This window comes from Bradyrhizobium sp. SRL28 (assembly GCF_018596315.1).
Classification (GTDB): domain Bacteria; phylum Pseudomonadota; class Alphaproteobacteria; order Rhizobiales; family Xanthobacteraceae; genus Bradyrhizobium.
The window spans coordinates 105,132-131,133 of the sequence record NZ_JAHEAG010000018.1; the positions used below are offsets into that span (position 1 = coordinate 105,132).

15 protein-coding genes and 2 pseudogenes are annotated in these 26,002 nt (G+C 63.8%); 12 read left to right on the forward strand and 5 right to left on the reverse strand.

Features of this window, described 5'->3' with window-relative positions:
• The first annotated feature begins 85 nt into the window (after positions 1-85).
• On the forward strand, positions 86-1,273 hold the full coding sequence (locus KIP88_RS28340; RefSeq protein ID WP_214491391.1) for a pyridoxal phosphate-dependent aminotransferase: 1,188 nt from the start codon (positions 86-88) through the stop codon (positions 1,271-1,273).
• Positions 1,274-1,403: 130 nt separating this feature from the next.
• Here KIP88_RS28340 and KIP88_RS28345 read toward each other — a convergent pair whose 3' ends face one another.
• Complete coding sequence (locus KIP88_RS28345; protein ID WP_214491392.1) at positions 1,404-4,553, reverse strand: ribonuclease E/G; 3,150 nt, start codon at positions 4,551-4,553, stop codon at positions 1,404-1,406.
• Between the two features lie 722 nt (positions 4,554-5,275).
• Between KIP88_RS28345 and KIP88_RS28350 the strand changes: the two genes are divergently transcribed.
• From KIP88_RS28350 to KIP88_RS28385, 9 genes and pseudogenes are all read left to right on the forward strand, one after another.
• On the forward strand, positions 5,276-6,637 hold the full coding sequence (locus tag KIP88_RS28350; protein WP_214491393.1) for an N-acetylmuramoyl-L-alanine amidase: 1,362 nt from the start codon (positions 5,276-5,278) through the stop codon (positions 6,635-6,637).
• A 239-nt stretch (positions 6,638-6,876) separates the two neighbouring features.
• The gene (locus tag KIP88_RS28355) at positions 6,877-9,402 is read left to right on the forward strand and encodes a penicillin-binding protein 1A (RefSeq protein WP_214491394.1); all 2,526 of its coding nucleotides are present in this window, start codon (positions 6,877-6,879) and stop codon (positions 9,400-9,402) included.
• Between the two features lie 163 nt (positions 9,403-9,565).
• Positions 9,566-12,064, forward strand: a complete 2,499-nt coding sequence (locus tag KIP88_RS28360) for a penicillin-binding protein 1A (protein ID WP_214491436.1) — start codon at positions 9,566-9,568, stop codon at positions 12,062-12,064.
• Positions 12,065-12,144: 80 nt separating this feature from the next.
• Positions 12,145-13,276 (forward strand): peptide chain release factor 2 gene (prfB, locus tag KIP88_RS28365; protein WP_214491395.1). Its coding sequence is split into 2 segments (ribosomal slippage): positions 12,145-12,213 and positions 12,215-13,276, totalling 1,131 coding nucleotides; the frame shifts between segments, so codons are not numbered across the junction.
• A gap of 3 nt (positions 13,277-13,279) precedes the next feature.
• Positions 13,280-14,149 carry an NAD(P)-dependent oxidoreductase gene (locus KIP88_RS28370; RefSeq protein WP_214491396.1) on the forward strand — a complete coding sequence of 290 codons (870 nt, stop codon included), beginning with the start codon at positions 13,280-13,282 and terminating at the stop codon, positions 14,147-14,149.
• Positions 14,150-14,222: 73 nt separating this feature from the next.
• Complete coding sequence (locus tag KIP88_RS28375) at positions 14,223-15,131, forward strand: DMT family transporter (RefSeq protein ID WP_214491397.1); 909 nt, start codon at positions 14,223-14,225, stop codon at positions 15,129-15,131.
• 83 nt (positions 15,132-15,214) lie between these two features.
• Positions 15,215-15,442 (forward strand): annotated as a pseudogene (locus KIP88_RS48550) (helix-turn-helix domain-containing protein); the annotation flags it as partial.
• Positions 15,443-15,898, forward strand: coding sequence for a cupin domain-containing protein (locus KIP88_RS28380; protein WP_249791068.1), 456 nt, complete (start codon positions 15,443-15,445; stop codon positions 15,896-15,898).
• Complete coding sequence (locus KIP88_RS28385; protein WP_214491399.1) at positions 15,895-16,392, forward strand: cupin domain-containing protein; 498 nt, start codon at positions 15,895-15,897, stop codon at positions 16,390-16,392. Before KIP88_RS28380 ends, KIP88_RS28385 begins: the two co-directional genes overlap by 4 nt.
• A gap of 35 nt (positions 16,393-16,427) precedes the next feature.
• Here KIP88_RS28385 and KIP88_RS28390 read toward each other — a convergent pair whose 3' ends face one another.
• Entirely contained in the window at positions 16,428-18,509 is a 2,082-nt protein-coding gene (locus tag KIP88_RS28390) for a carbamoyltransferase C-terminal domain-containing protein (protein WP_249791069.1), read from the reverse strand.
• 308 nt (positions 18,510-18,817) lie between these two features.
• Between KIP88_RS28390 and KIP88_RS28395 the strand changes: the two are divergent.
• Positions 18,818-18,961 (forward strand): annotated as a pseudogene (locus tag KIP88_RS28395) (branched-chain amino acid ABC transporter substrate-binding protein); the annotation flags it as partial.
• A gap of 219 nt (positions 18,962-19,180) precedes the next feature.
• Here the strand turns inward: KIP88_RS28395 and KIP88_RS28400 are convergent.
• From KIP88_RS28400 to KIP88_RS28410, 3 genes are all read right to left on the reverse strand, one after another.
• Positions 19,181-19,630 (reverse strand): SRPBCC family protein, encoded by a 450-nt coding sequence (locus tag KIP88_RS28400; RefSeq protein ID WP_214491401.1) that lies wholly within the window; start codon positions 19,628-19,630, stop codon positions 19,181-19,183.
• Between the two features lie 230 nt (positions 19,631-19,860).
• Positions 19,861-21,216: a M23 family metallopeptidase gene (locus KIP88_RS28405; protein WP_214491402.1), complete on the reverse strand. Its 1,356-nt coding sequence runs from the start codon at positions 21,214-21,216 to the stop codon at positions 19,861-19,863.
• 111 nt (positions 21,217-21,327) lie between these two features.
• Positions 21,328-22,077, reverse strand: coding sequence for a peroxiredoxin (locus KIP88_RS28410; protein WP_214491437.1), 750 nt, complete (start codon positions 22,075-22,077; stop codon positions 21,328-21,330).
• 216 nt (positions 22,078-22,293) lie between these two features.
• Between KIP88_RS28410 and KIP88_RS28415 the strand changes: the two genes are divergently transcribed.
• A complete protein-coding gene (locus KIP88_RS28415) occupies positions 22,294-25,977 on the forward strand; it encodes a DUF3971 domain-containing protein (protein WP_214491403.1) in 3,684 nt (1,227 codons plus the stop codon).
• Positions 25,978-26,002 lie beyond the last annotated feature (25 nt).

Consider the following 26,002-nt stretch of genomic DNA (forward strand, 5'->3'; position numbering starts at 1 on the left):
CAAGCCACCGAATACGGCCAGTCTGGGGCGGTAACCGGTTCGGGAACCTGAATTCGGCGCGCGCCCGTGCAAATAGCAGATATCGATGCTGAAATCGACACTTGAAGACCGCGCGACGGCGCTGCTGACGCCCTCGGCACGAAGCGACGTCCCGCCCTTCATGGTGATGGACGTGATGGCGGCCGCGGCCCGCATCGAAGCGGCCGGCGGCCATGTCATTCACATGGAGGTGGGGCAGCCGGCGGCGCCGGCGCCCAAGGTCGCGATCGCGGCCGCGCATACAGCACTCGATGCGGCGCGGATCGATTACACGTCCGCGCTCGGCATTCCCACGCTGCGCACGCGGATTGCAAAACACTACCGCGATACTTACGGCTGCGTGGTTGATCCCGAGCGCATCGTGATCACCACCGGCTCGTCCGGCGGTTTCATTCTGGCGTTTCTGTCGATGTTCGAGCCGGGCGACCGGGTGGCGGTCACGGTGCCGGGCTATCCGCCGTACCGGCATATCCTGACGGCGCTCGGCTGCGAGCCGGTGCTGATCGAGACGTCGAGCGCGACGCGTCATGCGTTGACGGGTGAGGCCTTGCTGGCCGCGCATCGCAAGACGCCGCTGAAGGGCGTGCTGGTCGGCAGCCCCGCCAATCCGACGGGGACGATGATGTCGCGCGAGGCGCTTACCGGCCTGATCAGTGCGGCGGAAGGCGCGGGCATCCGCTTCATTTCTGACGAGATCTATCATGGCCTCGACTATGCGTTTCCGGCGGTGACGGCGGCGGAGCTTTCGCCGCATGCGCTCGTGATCAATTCGTTTTCGAAGTATTTCTGCATGACCGGCTGGCGGGTCGGCTGGATGGTGGTGCCGGAGCCATTGGTGCGGCCGATCGAGCGGCTGCAGCAGAACCTCTCGATCTCGGTGCCGACGCTGTCGCAGATTGCGGCCGAAGCGGCATTCGAAGGCCGCGAGGAGATGGAGGCGATCAAGCGCGGCTATCAGGAGAATCGTCAGATCCTGATCGAGGGACTGCCGAAGGCCGGCCTGACCAAATTCCTGCCGGCGGATGGCGCCTTCTACCTGTACGCCGATGTTTCCGATTTTACCTCCGACAGTTTCGAGTTTGCCGGCCGGATGCTGGAGAACGCGCATGTGGCAGCGACGCCGGGCGTCGACTTCGATCCGATTCACGGCCGCAGTTTCATTCGCTTTTCCTACGCGCGCTCGGCCGATGAGATGCGTGAAGCGGTGACGCGCATCGCGCGTTGGCTTCGCTAGCGCGCGTCCACTTCGTTCCATCATTTTGCGCCGGTGGAAAATTATTTTTCCGATAGCGGCATCGTTTCGCCTGTCGATGCAAAAAAAACCGCCCGGTTTTGGCCGGGCGGTTTTCTTTTTGGTTCGATCCTTACTCGGCGCTGCCGAAGCGCCGCGACCACCAGCCCGCCTTGCGGGGGGCGGCTTCGCCGGTCGGAGCCGGCTCCGGCTCGGTCGGAGCAGGCGCGGGAGACTCGACCGGCTCCGGCGCGCTGTGGCTGACGGAAGGCGCCGGTTCGGCCGGAGCGCTGGTCATGAAGCTGACTTTCTCGCGTACGGTCGACCGCCGCCGCGCGGCCTCCTGCCTGGTTTCTTCAGCTGATGGCGCGGGTGCGCTCTCGACCGGCTCAGGCTGGGCATAGGCCGCCGGCTGCATCTCCGCCGGCTGCGAGACTGGTTCGGGCGGAATGTCGGCCTGCACCAGCGATGGCGCGGGCTCGGACGCGCCGCCGTCGAAATCGGCAACCGCGCTGGTCACTTCGGGAGCCGGCGTCGGCCCGAGTTCGTCGGCGATCGATCCGGCAAGGCCGTCTTCCAGCTCGGTACCACGCCGGCGGCGTCCGCCGCGACGGCCGCGACGGCGCGGGCGCCGCTCACCACCGGCAGCCTGATCGCCACGGGCCATGCCGGGCTGTTCGTCGCCTTCGTCCTCGTCAGCGTCGCCGTCCTCGCTGGTCGCGCCTTCGACGGCCTCGCCCGCGACGCGCATCACGTCACCGTCCTCGCGCGGGGCGGCGCCGTCACGCGGCTCGCCACGGCCGCGTCGACGTCGGCGCCGCTTGCGGCGGTGCCCGTCTCCTTCGCCTTCGCCCGCCGCCGCTTCGGCGGCATCGTCGGTCAGTCCCTCGGTCTCCTCGGTTTCGACCTCGGATTCGGTTTCGAGGTCGAACGCCTCGTCGTCGTCATAGGCTTCCTCGATCTGCGGCGGGAAGGCGGCAGCCTGCGCCGCCAGCAACGCCTTGGCGGCTTCCAGCGTGTGCACCTGTTCGCCACGATCGATGATGAACGACTGCTGACCGGCGACGGTTGAATCGGCGCTGACGGCGAGCGACACCTTGAAGGCGTTTTCGAGATCGCGCAGATGGCCGCGCTTGTGGTTGAGCACATAGAGCGCGACGTCGGTGCGGGTGCGCACCACGAGATTGTGGGTCGCGCCCTTCATCAGTATTTCCTCGATGCCGCGCAGCAATTGCAGCGCCACCGACGAGACCGAACGGACGTGACCGCTGCCGCCGCATTGCGCGCAGGGCTCGGTCGAACTCTCCAGCACGCTGGCGCGGATGCGCTGGCGCGACATCTCCAGAAGGCCGAAATGCGAGATGCGGCCGACCTGGATACGCGCGCGATCCTGCCGCAGGCAGTCGGAGAGTTTTCGCTCGACCGCGCGGTTGTTGCGCTTCTCGTCCATGTCGATGAAGTCGATGACGATGAGGCCTGCGAGATCGCGCAGGCGCAATTGCCGCGCGACTTCCTCGGCCGCCTCGAGATTGGTCTTGAGCGCGGTGTCCTCGATGTGATGTTCGCGGGTCGAGCGGCCGGAGTTGACGTCGATCGAGACCAGCGCCTCGGTCTGGTTGATGACGATGTAGCCGCCGGAACGCAGCTGCACGGTCGGCGAGAACATCGCATCCAGTTGGCTCTCGACGCCCATCCGCGAAAACAGCGGCTGGCCGTCGCGATACTGCCGCACCGCCCGCACGTTCGAGGGCATCAGCATCTTCATGAAGTCGCGCGCTTCCTGGTAGCCGGCTTCGCCGGCGACCTGGATTTCGTCGATTTCCTTGTTGTAGAGATCGCGCAGCGACCGCTTGATCAGCGAGCCTTCCTCGTAGACGAGGGTAGGGGCCTGCGACTTCAGCGTCATGTCGCGCACGGTTTCCCACATGCGGATCAGATATTCGAAGTCGCGCTTGATCTCGGGTTTGGTCCGCGAGGCGCCGGCGGTGCGCAGGATGATCCCCATGCCCTCGGGCACGTCGAGGTCCTGCACCACTTCCTTCAGCCGCGAGCGGTCCTGGGCCGAGGTGATCTTGCGGCTGATGCCGCCGCCGCGGGCGGTATTGGGCATCAGCACCGCATAGCGTCCGGCCAGTGACAGATAGGTCGTCAGCGCCGCGCCCTTGTTGCCGCGCTCTTCCTTGACGACCTGAACCAGCATCACCTGGCGGCGCTTGATGACTTCCTGAATCTTGTACTGGCGGCGTGGGCGGAACGGGCGTTCCGGAACTTCCTCCAGCACGTCGTCGCCACCGACGGATTCGACGATTTCCTCTTCGGCATCCTCGCCGTCGTCTTCATCATCATGGCCGTCGTCGCGTTCGGAAGTTGGGGCGAGTTCGTCGGTAGAAGCAACGGCATACCCTTCACCGGCGTGCTCGATATGCGGCGCGTCGTCGGCATGGGCCGCGTTTTCGCGCGCCTGTTCCTCGTCATGATGTTCATCATGAGCGTGTTCAGTATGAGCATGTTCAGTCGTTGCCTCGGGGGCGGCCGCCTCGACCGGCGCCACGGCGGGCGTGCCGGATTCCAATTCCGCAACCGGTGCTTCGCCTGCGGCATCTGTCCGTTGGTCAGGACCTGGGGCATCGTGATCGTGGGGACGATCGTGATCGTGGGGACGATCGGGGTCGTGGTGATCGTGAGAATGATCGTGACCATGCGCCTCGTGACCATGCGCATCATGGTCGTGATGGGCGGTATCCTCATGATGCCCGGCATCACTCTCATGGTGCTCAGCGTCGTGCGGATGCACTTCGCCGGCATACGCGCCTTCGTGCTGGTGCGCCTCGCCTTCATAGGGCTGGGTCGCCTGCGCCGGATCCTGGGCGGCGTTCTCGACGACGTCGCTCTGGACACGGTCGCCATGGCCGCGGCGGCGCGCATTGCGGTGGCGCGAGCGGCCACGGTGGCGGTTAGAGGAGCGGTTCTCGCTCTCTTCCTCGGCCTCGCGATGGGCGCGCTCGTCGGCCTCGATCAGCGCCTGACGGTCGGCGACCGGGATCTGATAGTAATCCGGGTGGATTTCGCTGAACGCCAGGAAGCCGTGGCGGTTGCCGCCATACTCGATGAACGCCGCCTGCAGCGACGGCTCTACGCGCGTGACCTTGGCTAGATAGATATTGCCGCGCAGTTGCTTGCGTTGGGCGGTCTCGAAATCAAATTCTTCGACGCGGTTGCCACGGACCACAACGACCCGGGTCTCTTCCGGGTGGGTGGCGTCGATCAACATCTTGTTGGGCATTTTGGAACTCTTGACGGCGGCGGGCGCGGTGCATGGCGCGCGCAAATTGCGCGGCCCGGTGACGCGACGGTCCACCTGATTCGGGGGTGAGGGGAAGGCCAAAACGCACTTCTTGGCGCCGCGCCGAACGGGGAGCCACCTGAGCGAGGCGACGTGCGAAGCTTTCGCTTCGCGTCGACGCGATCGTTCCGTGGATCCTGGTCGGCAACACAGTCTGGCGCATCAAGCGTCGGCCCGTCTAAACATGTTGGCGGAAAGGATACCGCCGTATCTATCGCTGAAGGCCCGGTTCGGCGCCTAAACGCCCGCCGGCCATCGCATATCGGACCGTTTTGGGTCCGGATAATCAGTTTTGCCGTGTCTCAAACCGTCCCTGGAAAAGGTACCTGGGACCGGACGCCGCTCGGGCTCGAAACCGCCACTCCGTGTCAGCCGCGCGCAGCGCTGGCTGTGGAGGGATCGGGAAAGACGCAGGTTCCTCCGACTTGGAAGGCTCCAGCGCTGCACCGGGAGGCTGAACGCGACACAACCGGGAGTATTAGCCGTCAGCCCCTCGTACATACGTGGATTGGGGGCTGCGTGCAAGGGAAGCGCAAGGGAACCCGCTACCGAGCGTCGCACCGCGGCAACACTTGCTCCTTTTCACAGATTAGCCCTTAAGGTCCGATTAACCCTGTGGTCCTATTGCGGTAAGGGAGGGCCCCTCCGGAGGCACCGAATCGTTGGCGAGCCGTGCAAATCACCTTGTTTTGCTGGGATGTGGCCGATTGTGCGCCGCAGCATTGCTGTGCGCCCAGATGGTCGGCCCCAGCGCGGCCCAGGCGCCGGCTTATCAAGCACCACCCGTCTATCAAACACCGCTTTATCAGGGACCGGCCGCCATTCCGAGCCCGGGGGCGGCATCGAATCTCCCGATCGCGTCTGACGCTCGCCTGGCCGGCGATGCCAAACAGACCCGTTTCATCCTCGATCTCGACAAGGCGATCCAGTTTCGGGCCTTTGCCCTGGCGGACCCCTATCGCGTGATCGTCGATCTTCCCCAAGTCAGTTTTCAGCTTCCGGCCGGAGTCGGTGTTGCGGGACGGGGATTGGTCAAGGCGTTCCGCTACGGTCTCGTCATGCCGGGCGGATCGCGGATCGTGTTCGATCTGAACGGACCGGCCAAGATCGCCAAATCCTATGTGCTGGAGGCGGCCAACGGCCAGCCGCCGCGGCTGGTGCTCGAATTCGAAGAGGTGGACCGCACCGCCTTTGTCCAGTCGCTGCCCCCCGAAAACCGCCCCGAACTGCGGCCGGCGATCGCTGAGGCCAACGCCGCCGTTGCCAAACCAGATGCGACAGCCGCGCCGAAGCCTGCACCCGGGCCGCCGGACCCGAGGCCGGTCGTCGTGATCGATCCCGGCCATGGCGGCGCCGATAACGGCACCGAGGCCGGCGGCAACGACATCATGGAAAAGAACCTGGTGCTCAGTTTCGGGCTGGCGCTGCGCGACCGGCTCGAGAAGTCGGGTAAGTATCGCATCGTCATGACCCGGACGGACGACACCTTCGTTGCGCTCGGCGACCGCGTGAAGGTCGCGCGCAATGAGTCGGCCGCGTTGTTCATCTCGATCCACGCCGACGCCTTGCGGCGCGGCGAGGGCGACGCCCAGGGCGCTACCATCTACACGCTGTCGGACAAGGCCACCGATAGTGAGGCCGAACGGCTGGCGGACGCGGAAAACAAGTCGGACGCGATCGGCGGGGTCAGTCTCGCCGACGAACCGACCGAAGTCGCCGACATCCTGATCGATCTGGTGCAGCGGGAGACCAAGACCTTCTCGAACCGGTTCGCGCGGGTGCTGATGGGCGAAATGAAGACCACGGTGCGGATGCACAAGCACCCGTTGAAATCGGCCGGTTTCCGGGTGCTGAAGGCCCCCGACGTGCCCTCGGTCCTGGTCGAACTCGGCTATGTCTCCAACAAGGCCGACCTCGAACATCTGGTGTCGGAGAACTGGCGGAACCGGACGGTCGGGGCGATGGCGCAGGCAATTGATGCGTTTTTAGCCAAACGGCAGGCAACTGTCGGGCCGGGCAAGTGAAAAGTCCGGTGCCGGTGGCGTAAGAGCAGGGTGAAAAGCGTGCCCTCCAGTGGACCAAGCCCTAGTTTGGCCACAGCGGCAGCGGTATAGAAAATCGACTGCTGGTCTTCGGAATCGGTCAATTTGTCCGCCGGACCTTTTATTGTTCGACCGCGTGGCGGCAACTCGTTCGGCAGGATTGCCGTGGTAGGCTAGACGCCGCAGATTTGGCGCACAGGGTTGGAACGGAAACTTCGATAATGCGCTTGCTGGTCCGGTTTTTGGGTTTCCTGTTCGCGGCCGGGACCGTCGTGTTCCTGGTCGGCGTGGCCGGCGTCGCGGGCGCGATCTGGCATTTCTCCAAGGACTTGCCCGACTACTCACAGCTCCAGGATTACGAGCCGCCAGTGATGACGCGCGTGCATGCGTCTGACGGCGCGCTGCTCGGCGAGTATTCCAAGGAGCGCCGCCTCTATCTGCCGATCCAGGCGGTGCCGAAGCTCGTCATCAACGCCTTCCTCGCGGCCGAGGACAAGAACTTCTACGAGCACGGCGGCATCGACTTCACCGGCATGGCGCGCGCGGCCGTGGTGTATGCGCAGAACTTTGGCTCCAACCGCCGGCCGCAGGGCGCTTCCACGATCACCCAGCAGGTCGCGAAGAACTTCCTTTTGACCAACGAGGTTTCCTTCACCCGCAAGATCAAGGAAGCCTTGCTGGCGATGCGCATCGAGCGCGCCTATTCGAAGGACCGCATCCTCGAACTCTATCTCAACGAAATCTATCTCGGCCTCGGCGCCTACGGCATCGCTGCGGCATCGCTGGTCTATTTCGACAAGTCGGTGAACGAACTCACGATTGCGGAAGCCTCCTATCTGGCGGCGTTGCCCAAGGCGCCTGCGGCGCTCCACCCGGTTCGTAACCGCGACCGCGCGGTCGAGCGGCGCAATTACGTCGTGGATCGCCTGGTGGAAAACGGCTGGGTCAAGCAGGCCGACGCCGAGAAGGCCCGCAAGGAACAGCTCAACGTCACCAGCCGCGGCAACGGCGCGCATATCTTCGCCGGCGAATATTTTGCCGAGGAAGTCCGGCGCGACATTTTCGAGCGCTACGGCGAAAAGAAGCTCTATGAAGGCGGACTGTCGGTCCGCGCCACGCTCGACCCGAAGATGCAGGTGATGGCGCGCAAGGCCATGGTCGCCGGTCTGGTCAAATATGACGAGGCGAGCGGTTGGCGCGGCGCACCGTCGAAGCTCGACATTTCCGGCGACTGGGGCGTCAAGCTCGTCGACGTCAAGGCGCTCAGCGACATCTCGCCGTGGCGGATGGCCGTGGTACTCGAGACTAGCGACCAGTCGGCGCGGATCGGCTTCCAGCCCGGCCGCGAACTCGGCGGCGCCGTCAGCAAGGTCAGGCAGACCGGCATCATCACGCTCGACGGCGTGCGTTGGGCCAAGGCGGCCTCGGGTCCTTCGAGGGGCAAGACACCGACCTCGGTGGCGCAAGTCGTGTCTGCCGGCGACGTGATTTATGCTGATCCGCTGTTCGACAAAGAGGGCAAGCAAGTCGAAGGTCAGTATCGGCTGCGCCAGTTGCCGGAAGTTTCCGGCGCGATGGTTGCCATGGATCCGTGGACCGGCCGCGTGCTGGCGATGGTCGGCGGCTTCTCGTTCGACCAGAGCCAGTTCAACCGCGCTACGCAGGCCTATCGGCAGCCGGGTTCGTCGTTCAAGCCGCTGGTGTATTCGGCGGCAATGGACAACGGCTACACCCCGTCGACGGTCGTTGTCGACGCGCCCATTGAAATCGATCAGGGACAGGGCGTCGGTGTCTGGCGCCCGGAAAACTATTCGTCCGGAAAATACCAGGGACCGGTCACGCTGCGCAACGCGCTGAAGAATTCGCTGAATACGGTGACGGTGCGGCTGGCGCAGGACATCGGCATGCCCTTGATCGGCGAGTATTCCAAGCGTTTCGGCGTCTACGACGAACTGCCGAACTATCTGTCGTATGCACTCGGCGCTGGTGAGACCACGGTCATGCGGATGGTGACGGCCTATTCGATGTTCGCCAATGGCGGCCGCCGCGTGAAGCCGACGCTGATCGATCGTATTCAGGATCGCTACGGCCACACCATCTTCAAGCATGACGCCCGCGAGTGCCGCGGTTGCGACGCGCCCGGCGGCTGGAAGAATCAGCCCGAGCCGCAGCTCGTGGACCGCCGCGAGCAGGTGCTCGATCCGATGACGGCCTACCAGATCACTTCGATGATGGAATATGTGGTGCAGGCCGGCACCGCCACCGTCGTTAAGGAAGTCGGCAAGCCGATCGCCGGCAAGACCGGCACCACCAACGATGAAAAGGACGCCTGGTTCATCGGCTTCTCGCCGGACCTCGTGGTCGGCATCTATGTCGGCTTCGACAAGCCGCGCAATCTTGGCCGCGGCATGACCGGCGGTCATCTGGCCGCACCGATCGCCAAGGACTTCCTGAAGCTCGCGCTCGCCGACAAGCCCGCGGTTCCCTTCAAGGTGCCCGCCGGCATCAAGCTCGTCCGCGTCGACCCCAAGAGCGGCATGCGCGCCGGTCCGGGCAGTGGCGGCCTGCTGGAAGCCTTCAAGCCGGGCACCGCACCGCCGGATAACTACTCGGTCATCGGCGTGGCCGATGCGGACGGCCGGATGCCGCAAGGGTACCAGCAGGGATATCAGCAAGGATACCAGCAAGGGTACCAGCAGCCCGACGCCGGCAATATCATGCGCCCGGGAACCGGCGGGCTTTACTGATCCGCACGGAGTGTTCACAACCCCAAGAAGTATCTTCGGACATAGCGCTATAGGAAAGACCCGACGGATCTGAGCGATCCGTGTTGCGGGAGAGGAAATGTCCGATGGACACGAGTACAAGCGCCGGCTGTTCCGGTGCAAGGGTTGGAATGGAACTTCGGTAATGCGCTTTCTGGTCCGGTTTTTGGGTTTCCTGTTTACCGCCGGAACGGTGGTGTTTCTGGTGGGTGTGGCCGGCGTCGCGGGCGCGATCTGGCATTTCTCCAGGGACTTGCCCGACTATTCGCAGCTTCAGGATTACGAGCCGCCGGTGATGACGCGCGTGCATGCGTCTGACGGTGCGCTGCTCGGCGAGTATTCCAAGGAGCGGCGCCTCTATCTGCCGATCCAGGCAATGCCAAAACTCGTCACCAACGCGTTCCTCGCGGCCGAGGACAAGAACTTCTACGAGCACGGTGGCATTGACTTCACCGGCATGGCGCGCGCGGCCGTGGCGTATGCGCAGAACTTTGGCTCCAACAAGCGTCCGCAGGGCGCCTCGACGATCACCCAGCAGGTCGCGAAGAACTTCCTTCTGACCAACGAGGTTTCCTTCACCCGCAAGATCAAGGAAGCCCTGCTGGCGATGCGCATCGAGCGCGCCTATTCCAAGGACCGCATCCTCGAGCTCTATCTCAATGAAATCTATCTTGGTCTCGGCGCCTACGGCATCGCCGCGGCGTCGCTGGTCTATTTCGACAAATCCGTAAACGAACTCACGATTGCGGAAGCCGCGTATCTGGCAGCGCTGCCGAAAGCACCGGGAACGTTGCATCCGGTACGCAACCGCGAGCGGTCGACCGAGCGGCGCAACTACGTGATCGATCGTCTGGTGGAAAACGGCTGGGTCAAGCAGGCCGACGCGGACAAGGCCCGCAAGGAACCGTTGGCCGTGACCAGCCGGTCCAACGCCGCGCATACTTTTGCCGGCGAGTATTTTGCCGAGGAAGTCCGGCGCGACATCTTCGAGCGCTACGGCGAAAAGAAGCTGTACGAAGGCGGATTGTCGGTCCGTACCACCCTCGATCCGAAGCTGCAGGTGATGGCGCGCAAGGCTGTGGCCGCCGGCCTCGTGAATTTCGACGAGGCACAAGGCTGGCGCGGCGCCATGAGCAAGCTGGACATTTCCGGCGACTGGGGCGTGAAGCTCGCCGAGATCAAATCGCTGAGCGACATCTCGCCCTGGCGGATGGCGGTGGTGCTGGAAACATCCGACCAGTCGGCACGGATCGGTTTTCAGCCCGGCCGCGAACTGGGCGGCGCGGTCTCAAAGGATCGGCAAACCGGTCTTATCACGCTGGATGGTGTCCGATGGGCGAAGCCGGTCGCCGCCGCGGCGCGCGGCAAACCGGCGACGGCCTCGGTCTCGCAGATCCTGTCGCCGGGTGACGTGATCTACGCCGATCCGCTGTTCGACAAGGAAGGCAGGCAGATCGAGGGCCAGTATCGGCTGCGCCAGATACCGGAAGTGTCCGGCGCGATGGTCGCGATGGACCCGTTGACCGGCCGCGTGGTGGCGATGGTCGGCGGCTTCTCGTTCGACCAGAGCCAGTTCAACCGCGCGACCCAGGCCTATCGGCAGCCCGGCTCGACGTTCAAGCCGCTGGTCTATGCGGCGGCGATCGACAATGGCTACACGCCGGCGACGATCATGATCGACGGCCCGATCGAGATCGACCAGGGACAGGGGCAAGGCGTCTGGCGGCCGGACAATTTTTCGGTGGGCAGCTACAAGGGTCCCATCACGCTGCGCGAGGCTTTGAAGCACTCGCTCAACACCGTCACGGTGCGGCTGGCGCAGGATGTCGGCATGCCCCTGATCGGCGAATACGCCAAACGCTTCGGTGTGTACGAGGACCTGCCGAACTATCTTTCCTATTCGCTGGGCGCCGGCGAAACCACGGTCATGCGGATGGTGACGGCCTATTCGATGTTCGCCAATGGCGGCCGGCGGGTGAAGCCGACGCTGATCGACCGCATTCAGGATCGCTACGGACGCACGATCTTCAAGCATGATCAGCGCGAGTGCCGCGGGTGCGATGCGCCGGAGGGCTGGAAGAATCAGCCCGAGCCCCAGCTCGTCGATCGCCGGGAGCAGGTGCTCGATACGTTGACCGCCTACCAGACTACGTCGATGCTCGAAAGCGTAGTGCAGGGTGGCACCGCGGCGATCCTGCGCGAACTCGGCAAGCCGATCGCCGGCAAGACCGGCACCACCAGCGACGCGAAAGACGTCTGGTTCGTCGGCTTTTCGCCCGATCTCGTCGTCGGTCTCTATCTCGGCTACGACAAGCCGCGCACGCTGGGCAGGGCCGCGCAGGGCGGCCGCATCGCCGCCCCGATCGCCAAGGATTTCCTGAAGCTCGCGCTCGCCAACAAGCCGGCGACCCCGTTCAAGATTCCCGCCGGCATCAGGCTGGTTCGCATCGATGCCAAGAGCGGCACGCGCCCCAACCCCGGCGGCGAGGGCGGCCGCACGATCCTGGAAGCGTTCAAGCCGGGCACCGTGCCGCCGGATAATTACTCCGTCGTTGGCGTTGCCGAAGGGGACGGACGGGTGCCGCAGGAAATCCCGCCCGACGCCGGCAATATCATGCGTCCCGGAACCGGCCGGCTTTATTAGCCGATTGCGCTTTGCGGCGTCCGCCGCTACATCCGTCGGACATAATCCAGTAGCGGTTCCGACCGCAGACAGAAGAGACCATGCGCGCCGAAGTCGAACGCCTCGTAGAAGAGATCAAGCAGTCAGTCGGGCTGCTGAGGAGGCATCTTTGACGTCGAGAAATCCACGGCTCGCCTCGCCGAGCTGAACAAACTCGCCGAAGATCCCAATCTCTGGAACGATCCCCAGAAGGCCCAGAAGCTGATGCAGGAGCGCACCTCGCTGGTGGATGCGCTCGAGGGCATCGGCAAGGTCGAGCGTGAGCTCGACGACAATGTCGAGATGATCGCGCTTGGCGAGGCCGAGAACGATGAAGGCGTGGTGGTCGAGGCCGAGAACGCGCTGAAGGCCCTGAAGAAGGAAGTCGCTCGCCGCGAGCTGGAAGCGCTGCTGTCCGGCGAGGCCGACCGGTTCGATTCCTATCTCGAAGTGCATGCCGGCGCCGGCGGCACCGAGAGCCAGGACTGGGCCGCTATGCTGCTGCGCATGTATACGCGCTGGGCCGAGGAGCACGGTTTCAAGATCGAGTATCTCGAAGAGACTCCCGGCGAAGAAGCCGGCATCAAATCTGCGACCATCCAGATCAGCGGGCACAATGCCTATGGCTGGCTGAAGACGGAAGCGGGCGTGCACCGCCTGGTGCGGATCTCGCCGTTCGATTCCAACGCGCGGCGACACACGTCGTTCTCGTCGGTGGCGATTTTTCCGGTGGTCGATAACAGCATCAAGATCGATATCGCCGAGTCCGACGTGCGCACCGACACCATGCGCTCGGGCGGCGCCGGCGGGCAGCACGTCAACAAGACCGAATCCGCGGTGCGCCTTACCCATATTCCGACCGGTGTCGCGGTGGTCTGTCAGGCCGGCCGCTCGCAGCACAAGAACCGCGCCCAAGCCTGGGACATGCTGCGCGCGCGGCTCTACGAAATCGAGTTGAAGCGGCGCGAGGAACAGGCCGCCGCCGATCAGGCCGCCAAGACCGATATCGGCTGGGGCCACCAGATCCGCTCCTACGTGCTGCAGCCCTACCAGATGGTGAAAGACCTGCGCACCGGCGTGCAGACCTCGGATACCTCGGGCGTGCTCGACGGAGACCTCGACGAGTTTATGGCGGCGACGCTGGCGCAGCGCGCCTTTGGCACCACGCCCGGCGCGGTCGAGGACGTGGATTAATCCATGACCAAAGTGGCCTTCATCGGGCTCGGGCGGATGGGCCACGGCATGGCCGCCCGCTATCTCGATGCAGGTTTTCACGTTGCGGTGTGGAATCGCAGCAAGGCCAAGGCGGAAGACCTGATCGCGCGCGGCGCGCGGTGGGCCGCGTCTCCGGCGGAGGCTGCCGATGGCGCTGATGCCGTCGTGACCATGGTCGCGGACGATGTGGCATCGCGTGCCGTCTGGCTCGGCAAGGACGGCGCGGCTGTAACGATGAAAGCGGGCAGCCTCGCGATCGAATGCTCGACTGTCTCGCATCAGCACGCGCTCGATATGGCACGCGAACTGCGCGGCCGCCGCCTGATCTATATCGATTGTCCCGTCACCGGCCTGCCGCAAGCGGCGGCTGCCGGAAAGCTGACTTTGCTGGTCGGCGCTGATGCGGCCGATCTCGATCGCGCAAGACCCTATCTGGCGCCGATCGGCGATGTGGTCAGACATTTCGGCGCGGTCGGCACCGGCACCGTCTTCAAGCTGATCAACAACCTCATGGGCGCAGTGCAGATAGCGAGTTTGGCCGAAGGCGTTGCGATGGCCGAGCAGGCCGGGCTCGACATGAACCTCGTGGCGGAGGCGTTGGCGACCGGCGCGGTGGCAAGTCCACAGGTGATCCGGCATTCAAAGCGCATGGTGACGCGCGATTTTTCCGGCGCGTCGTTCACGGCGGCGCTTCGCTACAAGGACGCGGCCTATGCCGTGGCGCTGGCCGAAACGCTGCTGCCCGGCGTGCCCGTCAGTCGCGCCGCGCTTGCCGCCTATGAGAAGGCGAAGGCAAGCGCGCCCGACGACGACGAAGGCAGGATGATCGAGATCGTGTCGCGTCCGAAATAGCCTTCGGAAATCGGGTGGACGACGGCGTACGTCCGGTCTAGCTGGTTGCGCGATTTCATCAGGTTCCTGTGAAATGACAGTCAGCGACGGCCGGATCGATGCGCGCGACTGGGCGTTGCTAGCTGCATTGTCGGTGCTGTGGGGCGGATCGTTCTTCTTCAATGGTGTGGTGCTGCGTGAGCTGCCGCCGTTCACGCTCGTGCTGTTGCGCGTGCTGCTGGCCGCCATGATTCTGCTGCCGGTGCTTTGCGTGCAGCGACTGCCGTTTCCGAAGGGGTGGATGGGCTGGAGGCCGTTCTTCCTCATCGCCTTGTTCAACAATGTGCTGCCGTTCTCGCTGATCGTCACCGGACAGGTGTACATCCCGAGCGGGTTGGCTTCGATCCTCAACGCCACCACGCCGCTGTTCACGGTGGCGGTGATGGCGGCGGCGGGCGAGGAGAAGCTCGTCATCAGGCGTGTGGCCGGTGTGATCGTCGGCCTTGTCGGCGTCGTGATCCTTCGCGGCGGCGGGCTCGACTTTGCCAGCGGGCAGGGGCTCGGCGTTCTGCTGTGTCTCGCGGCGGCGCTGAGCTACGGCATCTCCGCGTTGATAGCCCGGCGCGCGCTATCGGATTCGCCGCCGCTTGCCACCGCCACGTTTCAATTAATGGCATCGAGCCTGATGATGGCTGTCGTCGCCGGCATTTTCGAGCGGCCGTGGCAACTGCCAATGCCTGATGCGGTGACATGGTTCGCGGTGCTCGGTCTTGCCGGCTTGTCGACGGCGCTGGCCTATATCGTGTTCTTTCAGATCCTGCGGCGCTCCGGCGCCACCAACGTCATGCTGGTGACGCTGCTCGTGCCGGTCACGGCCATCCTGCTCGGTTCGCTCGTGCTCGGTGAGCAGATTTCGTCGCGCGAAATCGCGGGCGCTCTGGTGATCGGCAGCGCGCTGCTGTTGATCGACGGCCGTGTGCTAAAATTTCTCGAACGTCGCTAGTTCGCTCACGCAGGCGACGCGAGCGCGCTTGACATTTGCCTATATAGCAATACGATTTGCTTTATAAGCAAAAGGAGAGCAGGGTGGTTTCGGCAGAAGCTGATCGGCGCGCCCGCGAGGCGGCGCGCCTTGCCGCAATTGGAGCCGTCATTCGCAGGGCCCGTTCGGCGCGCGGTTTGACGCTCGATGAACTTGCCGGAATGGTCGGCCTGTCCCTGACATTTCTCTCGCGGATCGAGCGCGGACTCATCGCGTGTTCGATCGGTAATCTCCTGGAAATTGCCGGCGTCCTTCAACTGCCGCCGGCCGAATTGTTTGCCGACATCGAAGGAGAGGACCGAACGCGCGCGTATCGCGTGGTGCGGTCAATCGATGCCGTTCCATCGAAGGGCGCCGACGCAGATTATGCCTGGCGCAAGCTCGCTTCGGGCATCGGCGAGCAACGGCTGGAAACTTTTCTGCTCGAACTGTCGGCAAAACCGCGCAAGCCGACGCTGGTCGCGCATCCCGGCGAAGAAATGTGCTTTGTCCTCGAAGGCAGCGTCGAATTTCAGGTGGGCGACGAAACCATCGTGCTGGAGCGCGGGGATTCGATTCATTTGCGCTCAGACGTACCGCATATGGCATGGGCGCGCGGGTCCGGCAGTGCGCGCCTGCTCATGGTGACATCAATCGAAAATCAGTCGGCCATCGCGGTTGAGTGGTGGAGCAATATTGCGGGCAGGAAAAGCGAACGAGAGAGCACGGCAAAAGGGAGAGCAAAATGAGTGCTGTCAGCAGCAAGGAGATTCCCGATACGGCGGCCGCAAATGCGGAATTGACGACCGCGCGCGAAGCGTCGCGAAAGGACCACAAGCCTTACGAGGCGCGCCATTTCGAGGAAGTCGATTGGGAGACAATCCGGTGGCCGGGCGAGACAGGCAAAATGCTTTTTCATCCGCGGCCGGAACGTCCGACCGAACCGAACGCGGGAATTCTGCGGCTTGAGCCCGGCGCCTATCACCCCGAGCACTATCATGGCTTCGCGCAGGTCTGGCATATCCTGAAAGGCGAGTTTTCAATCGACGGAACGCTGCATGGTCCGGGAACGGTGCTTTTCCATCCCGACCCGCACTTCGAGGGCGAATTCCGCACCGAAACGGGCGGGGAGATATTCATCGTCCAATATCCTGGTCCGACGACCGGCGAGCGGCCGATCTATGGCGGCCGGTTCAACATGGCGGAACGCAAGGCGGTTGCGAGCGAACGCGTCGATCTCTGAACCGGCGGATCACCTGATCTCAGGGAAGAAGCCAATTATCGCATAGGCTGGCTGGAAGCCGATGTCTTCTTCCAGTCGGCAAGCCAGTCTCTGAACCTTCCGCTGTTGCGCTCGCCGCCATGCCAGGCCGAGTGCACGGTGCCGTCGTCGGCGACCATGATGACGGCATCGAGCCCCTTGGAGCGGCGTAGCGTATCGATCGCCTGTTGCGGCGTCTGCGCGATCGGTCCCGCGACATTGAAGGACGTGTTGACGGACAGCTCGACGCCGATATGGCGGCCGAGCGCCTTGAGATAGGCATAGGTGAGGGGATCGTCTTCGGCACGCACGATCTGGATGCGGCCGGTGCCGTCGGCGTGAATGACGGCTGGAATTTTTTCGTGGGCATGCGGCTTCGAATGCGCCGTCAGCACCATGTAATTGTAGGCGTTGTAGTCGGCATCCGAGGCGCCCGGCAGCAGTTCGAAATATTCCTGTGCTGCTTCCAGCGTCGCCATCGGCGCCAGCGGGCGGATGGCCTCGCGGTATTTGACGCGCTCGTTGAGCCGCTCGCGCGCCTCCGCATCGCAGGGATTGGCGAGGATCGAGCGGTGGCCGAGCGCGCGCGGACCGGTCTCGGCCGCGCCCTGATAGAGTGCGATCACGCCGCTTTGCGCGACCATGAACGCCATTAGATCGGCGATGGCGTCGCGGCCCTCAGCCGTCGAGATATCGCCGATGCGTTGCGAGGCGATGTCGTCGGCTTCGAGTGCGCTGACGACGTCTTGCGGCGTCGGCGGCGTGCCGCAATAGAAGGCGTGCGTCATCGGCGCGCCGCGCGGGGCGCCCGCGAGATGCGCGAACAGCCAGGCGGCGCCGATGGTGACGCCGGGATCGCCGGGGACCGGCGGTACCCACAGATTCAGGTGCGAGTTGCGCTGCTGGGCTTTGGCGAACCAAGCTTCATCGAAATGTTCGAGCAATCGCATATTGCCGACTGCGTTCAACGCCACGCCGCCGGTCAGCACCAGCCGGTTTGCACCTGACACGCGCAACAGATGATCGACGACATGGATCATCGCGTCCTCGAACACCAGTTGGGTCGCGGCCGCCTTGTCGAGGCGATCCTTGGTGTCGGGGCGGTGGTGGATGTCCTCGACACGCAGCACCGCATCCGGATTCCAGAGCTGGTCGGGTTTGAGCGGTTCGCCGAGGATCTCGGTGAGCGCTTGCTTGTAGGGATGATCGAAGGGGTCGCAATACCAGTTGGCCATTGCGCGGTTGAGCCGGACTTCGCCGTCTGCACCGAAATGCAGAACGTCTCGCAACCGCGCATAATAGGGATTGCTGGCACGGTCCATGTCGCCCCACGCGGCGGCGCCCATATACCGGCCCTCGCTGGAAAGCCAGGTCCAGCCGCCCTGCGTCGAGGAAAGGACGCTGTAGAACGCGCCGAGTGAATCGAACATGCTGTCGTTGCAGTAGAGCCGGCGCATCGCGCCGTTGTCGACCACGTAGAGCGAGATCGATCCCTGATCGCCGGTGCCGTCGAGCACCGCAATCGCCGTCGGCGCGCCATCATCGGCAAATGGCGAGGCGGCATAGGAAAACCAGGCATGGTTGTCGTGATGCGGCAGGCAGATCAGCGGCACGCGGTCGGCAAGACCGAGCTGGCGGGCGAGGATCTTTGGCGTCCGCGTCATCTGGTCGAGGCGGCGGCCGTCGAAGCCGGCGGCCTCGGTGGTGCGCACCAGCTTAAAACTCTGCGGCAGTTCCTCGATCACCGAGCGCGCCAGCGTGCCGGCGAGCGTTGGATAATCCCAGCTCGTGAGCCAGGCATCGATATCGCCGATATCGCGGCCCATCTTTCGCAGCGTCGCCACAACCGCGTCGACCGACAGTTTTGGATACTCGGTGGTGTGCTTGTTGCCCGAGAAGCGCTCTTCCTCGTTGTTGACGATCAGCCGCGGCCCGTCCGCTTGCGTCACCTCGACCAGTGCCAGGCCTGAATTATGCGTGCCGGGTGCGCCGAGGCCCGCGACATAGACCGTTTCGCCTCGCGCAAGCTTGTCGCGTACATGCGCGATCCGCGCATCGGCGAATTCCGAGCCGAGCTGGTGAAATCCCGCAACTCCCATGGTTTTCGCCGCCAGCCAGCGCGCGAAGCGGAATCCGATGCCAGCGAGCCTGGGATGCCGCGGACCAATTCGTATGTTCGGTTTCAACCTGTCCAACCTCTGGGCCTTGCACGCATGGTAATGAAGCGAACCTGCATCAATCACAATTGGCGCCGGGCAACAATGCCGTTTCGTCATACGGAATAAGCGCATGCTTGCAAGCGTTGATGCGACTTGCGAAACTTGGCTGCAACAAGACTGAAAAAAATGGAAGAAAACGATGCCGGTTTGTCGCCCTGACAGTGTTCGTCGTCGCCGCAACGGTCGCGACCGCGGTTCAGGTGCTGAAGCAGTGCGGCGACAACCTCACGCGCGAGAACGTGATGAAGCAGGCCTGGAGCCTGAAGGATTTCACCAGCGAGGTGCTGCTGCCCGGTATCAAGATCAACACGGTCGCCAACGACTTCTTCCCGGGCGCCGCTGATGGCGATCTCTGCATTGCATTGCCGCGCCTGTGCGGAAGGCGCGGCGTATCCGTCTTTAGGGCTTAGGTGATGGGCTCTTGCCCCGAGCTGAGTCTGACGTCCGCGCGCAAAACTTCTGCGGATCGACGGCATCGCCGTCGATCCGTGTCGGTGGGGTGGGGGCATTAGAGGTTAAGGCACCAAGCGTGGTGCTCTGCTCGACCGTCACTATCCCGGAATATCCGGCTCCACGAGTGACGCGAGCTGGGCGAGCGACTGTTGCCAGCCGAGATAGCAGGCTTCGACCGGAATCACCGTCGGCAAGTTTGTCTGTTCGATGTTGATTTCGGTTCCGACCAAAACCGCTTTCAGGGTCACGGTGACCTCAATTACGCCAGGCAAATTGGGATCGTCGAAACGATCGGTGTAGCGGATACGCTCGTTGGGCACGATCTCCAGATATTCTCCGCCGAACGAATGGCCCGCGTTCGTGGTGAAATTCGTGAACGACATCCTGAATGTGCCGCCAACCTTCGGTTCAAAATGGTGGACTTTGCAGGTGAAGCCGTAGGGCGGCAGCCACTTGGCCATGGCGTCCGCATCGAGGAAGGCGCGAAAAACCTTCTCCGGCTTGGTGGCGAGAACACGATGCAAACGAACGGTATTGCCTTGGGACATGACGTTATTTTCTCCATTACTGAGCGGAGTGTATCGCGGGATTTACTTGGGTTAGCTCAGTCTCTGCCACAAGGACGCCTGGCCTCCCTGCGAGCCGACACGGAGCCAAAAAAAATTCACCGACGCGGGCGCGCGCCGGTTCCATTTTATGTGACGGTGGAACGGCGAGGGTAGGGAGAGTATTTCGCGCGCGATCGACAAGCGAGCAAGCCAGTTCCGACGGCGCGATGCTAGCCCGAGCTCAGCCTCACGCCCGCGCGCAAAAACTTCTGCGGGTCGACGGCATCGCCGTCGATCCGTGTTTCGTAGTGCAGGTGTGGGCCGGTGGAGCGGCCGGTGGAGCCGACGGCGCCGATCACCTGCCCGATCTTGACGACGTCGCCGACCCTGACGTGAATTTCAGAGAGATGGCCGTAGCGGGTCGACAACCCGTTGCCGTGGTCGATCTCCACCATGCGGCCATAGCCGCCCATCCATCCCGATGACAACACCTTGCCGTTCGCGGTGGCGCGGACGGGGTCGCCGGTGGCGGCGCGGAAGTCCAGGCCGGTATGCATGGCGGGGCGGCCGAGGAAGGGATCGCTGCGGACACCGAAGCCCGAAGTGAATTCGACCTCGCCGACAACGGGTTTGCGATAGGGCACCAGCGCCAAGGTCGCATTGAGACGCTGCATCTGGGCGCGGGTGAGGTTGATCCGGTAGAGCTGGCGCTCGAACGCGCCGGCATCGGCCGAAAGCTTCACCGGCACGAACGGGCCGCCGATGGCCGAGCGGGGCGTCGCCGCTTCGAGCTGCGCCATGTCGAGGCCGAGATCGGTGAACACGCCGCGCATCCGGCGGAGGCGCGATTCCATGCCGTCCTCGACCGAGCTCAAGGCTGCAATCTGCCGCCGCTCGACCGAATCGAGCGAGGTCTGCAGGCGGACCAGAACGTTGTCGACGCCTTGAACCTTGGCAAACTGATTTGGCTGCGGCTTGACGACGACGGGCGCGCGCGATTCCAGCCGCGCTTCGCGATCCGGCGGCGCCACGAAGATCACGGTGTCGCTGATCGGGGAGGGTTTTGGCGTGCCGGAAGCCGGCGTCTCCACGGCCGCGCCGCGAGCCGGAGGCCTGATCGAACCGGTGGCCGCGCTATCCGGGATCGCGCCAAGCGCAGTGGCGCGCGATTCGAGTGCGGTCTGGCGGCGCATGATTTGGTCGAGCTTCTGGTCAAACTGTTCCTGATCGAGCAACTGGCGGCTGGTGGTGCGGTCGACTTTGGCGCGCAGCTCCGCGATGCGGTCTTCATAGGCGTATTGCATCTCGGCCTGACGGGCGATTAGCCGGGTCAGGACGTCGTCGCGAAACGCGAAATAGGTAGCAGTCGCCGCCGACCACATGCCGAGCAACACGATCGTGCCGACAACGATCCAGAACACGACAGGGCCGAGCCGGACCTGCTTGCCGGCATGCACGATGGTGTAGCCGTCGCCGTCTATCGCCGCTGCCTTTGCCGCATGCGAGGCGGGGCGGCGGGGCGGTGTCCGGCCATGATCGTGGGGATGGTGGTGATCGGAATAATGATGACCGGAACGGTACGACATCGGCACTCCCGCGCCGGTCGGAGAGGAGTTCCGTACGGCTCAATTTGCGTGCCGATTTGACCCTTTCATGGTTAATTTTTGGAAAATGGAGCCTCCAAATCGCCTGCCAGGTCATATGGCGCGGGCCGCGGCCAGCACCTCGTCGGCATGGCCGTCGACCCGCACATTGCGCCAGATTTTGGCGATCCGCCCATCGGCGCCGATCAGAACCGTCGTCCGAATGATTCCCATGAAGTTCCTGCCGTACATCGATTTTTCGCCCCAGGCGCCATAGGCCTCCAGCATCTCATGTTGCTCATCCGAGATCAGAGGAACCGAAAGCTGATGCTTGCTGCGGAAGGATTCCTGGGCTTTTACGGTGTCTGCCGAGATGCCCAATACGGCGGCCCCCTCGTCGGCAAACGCGTCATTGAGCCGCGTGAAGTCGATTGCCTCCCGGGTGCAGCCCGGCGTGTCGGCTCTCGGATAGAAAAACAGCACCAGTTTCTTGCCCGCATAGTCGGCCAGCGAGATGGTACCGCCGCCATCGCGCGGCAAGCTGAAGCCGGGGGCGATCACTCCCTCGACCAGTGCGGTTCCGGCCGGCGCCTTGGGCGGAGCCGATAGATTGGATTTTATTAACTGTTTCGATGTCGGCTTATGCGACGCTTTGGCTGACGGGGTTTTGGCCGTCCTGGCGGCGGGTTTGACTGCCTTGCTGGCTACCTTGGCGGCAGGCTTTTTCGCCGGTGTGGTCGCACCGCGGCTGGCGGTCTTGCTGGCTGGTTTGCTGGCGGTCTTGGCCGCGGATGGTTTTCGGGCGGACGTCTTGGGGCTTTTGGGGGATGGCTTGGAGGATTTCGTGCGCGTTTTCTTGGACATACGCCTTCCTTTCGTCGCTTTCCGCAGTTCAACCATTAGGGTATTGCGGGTCTTGCCTTTGACCGTCGGATTCGCTCCGGCTGATGGGCAGGTTTTATGACCCCGGAGTATGGTTACAAGGAATTCGACGCTACACCCGTCCGCTCGTCGATGGGTCCGCCCAATCAACCCTTGGGTCCGACCACGAGTAACAGTATTAATCGAGGATTGGCAGCGATGCCGGCACAGGAGCGCTCGATAATGATCGAAGAGCGCGCCCTTGGCGGCGATCAACCTCAGCGCCGGCACCGAGAGGCAATGGCTAGGAATACTTCGCCCAAGGGGTCGAATCCGCGTGCCGAGGCCCACACCTCTCAGTGGGATGATGCGGCCGGCTGGGATCAGGAGCCCGATGAGGCGGCGCGCCATCGGACAAAGCGGTTGCTCGCGCGCTCCAATTCCAGATTTAACCGGCTGGGCGACAAGTTCGCGGCGCTGCAGCTCTGGCTGACCGGCGAACGCTGGGTCAAGCGCCTGGCGATTGTGGTCGGCGTACTGGCCGTAATTTTCACCGGCTGCTTCGGTGGGCTGTGGTGGCGACTCGGCGCCGGCCCCATCAATCTCGACGTCGCGACGCCCTGGCTGGCAGCCGCGATCGAGGAAAATATCGGCCACGGCAATACGGTTGCGGTCGGCGGTACGCAGATCGAGCGGGCCGGGCGGATTCGAATCGCGGTGCGCATCCGCGATATCGTGGTGCGCGACCGTGACCAGGTCATCGTTGCCACGGCACCGAAGGCCGAGGTGAAACTATCCGGCACGGCGCTTCTGATGGGGCGGCTGCGTGCTGAAAGCCTCAATCTGGTCGACGCCGAACTCGCGGTGCGAATCACGCCGGACGGCCAGGTGACGGTGTCCGCCGGCGATACCGCAAAGCCGCTGGCGACGGGCGTCGCCTCCAAGCGCGATGCCGGCATGGCACCGACATTCCCCCGCCAGGTGACGGTGACCGCGCCCGCGCCAGGCGCTGTTGCGACGGCTCCCGACACGACGCAGAACGGATTGTTGGCCGGCCTCGACTGGCTCGACAGCCTCAGCCTGACCGGCCTCGACGGACAGAATCTGAACGAGATCGGCCTCAAGAACGGCAATCTCGTCGTCGACGACCAGCAGCGCGGCAACAAATGGACGTTCGACAATATCAGCCTCAGCATGCGCCGGCCGAGCGGCGGTGGGGTCGCGGTGAGTCTTGGCGAGGAGGGCGCGCGCCCGTGGTCGCTCAAGGTCGTGGTCGGGCCGCAGCAGAACGGCGTGCGGTCCGTCGATCTTCGCGCCGACAAGGTGCCGGCCGCCAACATCCTGCTGGCGATGCGGGTCAAGGACCTGACCTACAGCGCGGAATTGCCGCTCTCCGGCGAGTTGAAGGGTGAACTCGGCCGCGATGGCGTGCCGACCTATTTGCGCGGCAAGGTCATCGCCGGTGCCGGGAACCTTATCGACAGCGATACGCCCGATTATCCGATGCCGATCGATTCGGCGGAGATGAGCGTCGAATGGGATTCCGGACGGCGCGTGCTGGTCGCGCCCTTCAAGGTCGTTTCCGGCGCAAACCGGATCACGTTGCTCGCCCATCTCGAACCGCCGAACGGCGCCACTACCGAATGGCAGGCGGGCTTCAGCGGCGGCACGATCCTGCTCGCCGGCGCCGATAACGAGCCGCCGCTGATCTTCAACCGCATCGCGATCGGGATGAAGTTCGACACCGACCGGAAGCGCGTGCTGCTCACCCAGGCCGATATCAGCAATGGCGAGATCGGCATCGCCGGCACCGGCAGCATCGATTATGCGGGCGAGGCGCGGCTGCAGCTTGGTTTCGCGGGCACGCCGATGTCGGCATCCGCACTGAAGCGGATGTGGCCGATCCTGATCGTGCCCGAAGTGCGCGAGTGGGTGATCGAGCGGATCGAGAAGGGTACGCTTCAGCGCATCGAGGTCGGCGTCAATTCGCCGGTGCGTAACCTGCCGCGCAAGGGGCCCCCGATTCCGGATGATGGTCTCGCCGTGAACATCGTTGCGTCGGGCGTCACGGTTCGCCCGGTCAATGGCATGCCTGCGGTCCGCGATGCGGATTTGAAAGCGCGGGTTACCGGGCGAACGGCAACGGTGACGATCGGGCAGGGAATTGCCGACACGCCCGCCGGGCGCAAGATCAACATTTCCGATTTCTCGTTCGAGGTGCCGGACATGGCGCCGAAGCCGTCGCCCTCGCGGGTGAAGTTCAGGGTCGATGCTTCGGTGCCGGCGGCGGCCGAGATCCTGGCTTCCGACCGCATCAGCGATCTATCCGGCACGCTGATCGATCCGAACGCCAGCAAGGGGACGGTTGCCGCCAACATCACGCTCGCCATGCCGGTCACGGGCTCGATGACCAAGGCCGACACCACCTACACAGTCATGGCCGATCTCGGCGGGTTTGCGGCCGACAAGCTCGTGATGAACCAGAAACTGGAGGCCAACGCGCTGAAGGTGCTGGCCAACAATGCGGGCTACCAGGTCAAGGGCGACGTCAAGATCAACGGGCAGCCAGCCTCGCTGGATTATCGCAAGCCGAGCGAAGGCGACGCCGACATCAGGCTGCAGGCAACGCTCGATGACGCCAGCCGCCAACGCCTCGGGATCGATCTCGGACCGGCCGTAAGCGGCTCCATTCCGATCAAGGTGATCGGCAAGATCGGCGAGAACGACAGCCGCGTCGGCATCGAGGCCGACCTGACCTCACTTCGGCTCGACAACATCCTGCCGGGCTGGGTCAAGGTGCCCGGCAAGTCGGGCAAGGCGACGTTCATCGTGGTGAAGAAGGAACAATCGACGGTGTTCCAGGACATCGTGGTCGAAGGCGGCGGCGCTTCGATCAAGGGATCGCTGGAAGTCGACCAGAACGGCGACCTGTTGAACGCGAACTTCCCGACCTACGCGCCGTCGGACGGCGACAAGACCACGCTGAAAGCCGAACGCGGCGCCGACGGCATCGTGAAGGTCATGATGCGCGGCGACGTGTTCGACGGCCGCGGCTTCCTCAAGTCGGCGATAACGGGCAAGGAGACCGATCCCAAGGGCAAGTCCAGGAACATCGACCTCGACATCGACCTCAAGCTCGGCGCGGTGGCAGGATTCAACGGCGAGGCGTTGCGCAGCGTCGATAGCAAGTTCTCCCGCCGCAACGGTGTCGTCCGAAACTTTACACTGTCCGGCAAGATCGGGCGCGATACGCCCTTGACCGCGGATTTGCGCCTCCGCGGTCAGGGGCAGGGCCGGGACGTCATTGTGCTGCAGACCAATGACGCCGGCGCCTTCCTCCGCTTCACGGACATGTACTCAAAGGTAATTGGTGGCCAGCTCTCACTCGCCCTGGAGCCTCCGACGGTTGAACCCAGCGCCAAGGAAGGCCTGATCAACGTCCGCGACTTCTCCATCAAGGGTGAGGCTTCGCTCGACCGCGTCGCCGCAGGTAATTCTACCGGCACTCAGAGCGGCGTTTCCTTTACGGCATTGCGGGCCGAGTTCACCCGCCAGAGCGGACAGCTTACGATCCGCGATGGCGTCGTGAAAGGACCGATGGTCGGTGCGACCATCGAAGGCAGCATCGATACCGTCGCCAATCAGGTTCGGATGAGCGGCACCTTCATTCCGATGTATGGATTGAACAACATGTTCGGCCAGATTCCCGTGCTTGGCCTGTTCCTCGGCAACGGCGACAAGGAAGGCCTGTTCGGCGTGACCTATGAAGTGGTCGGCACCCCCGGCCAGCCCGTGCTGCGCGTCAATCCGATCTCGGCCATGTTTCCGGGCGTGACGCGAAAGATCATGGAATTCAACACCGGCAAGCAGAATACCCCGATCGAATTGCCGCCGAATAACTAGGCCGGCCGCGCTGCGGCGAGACGAG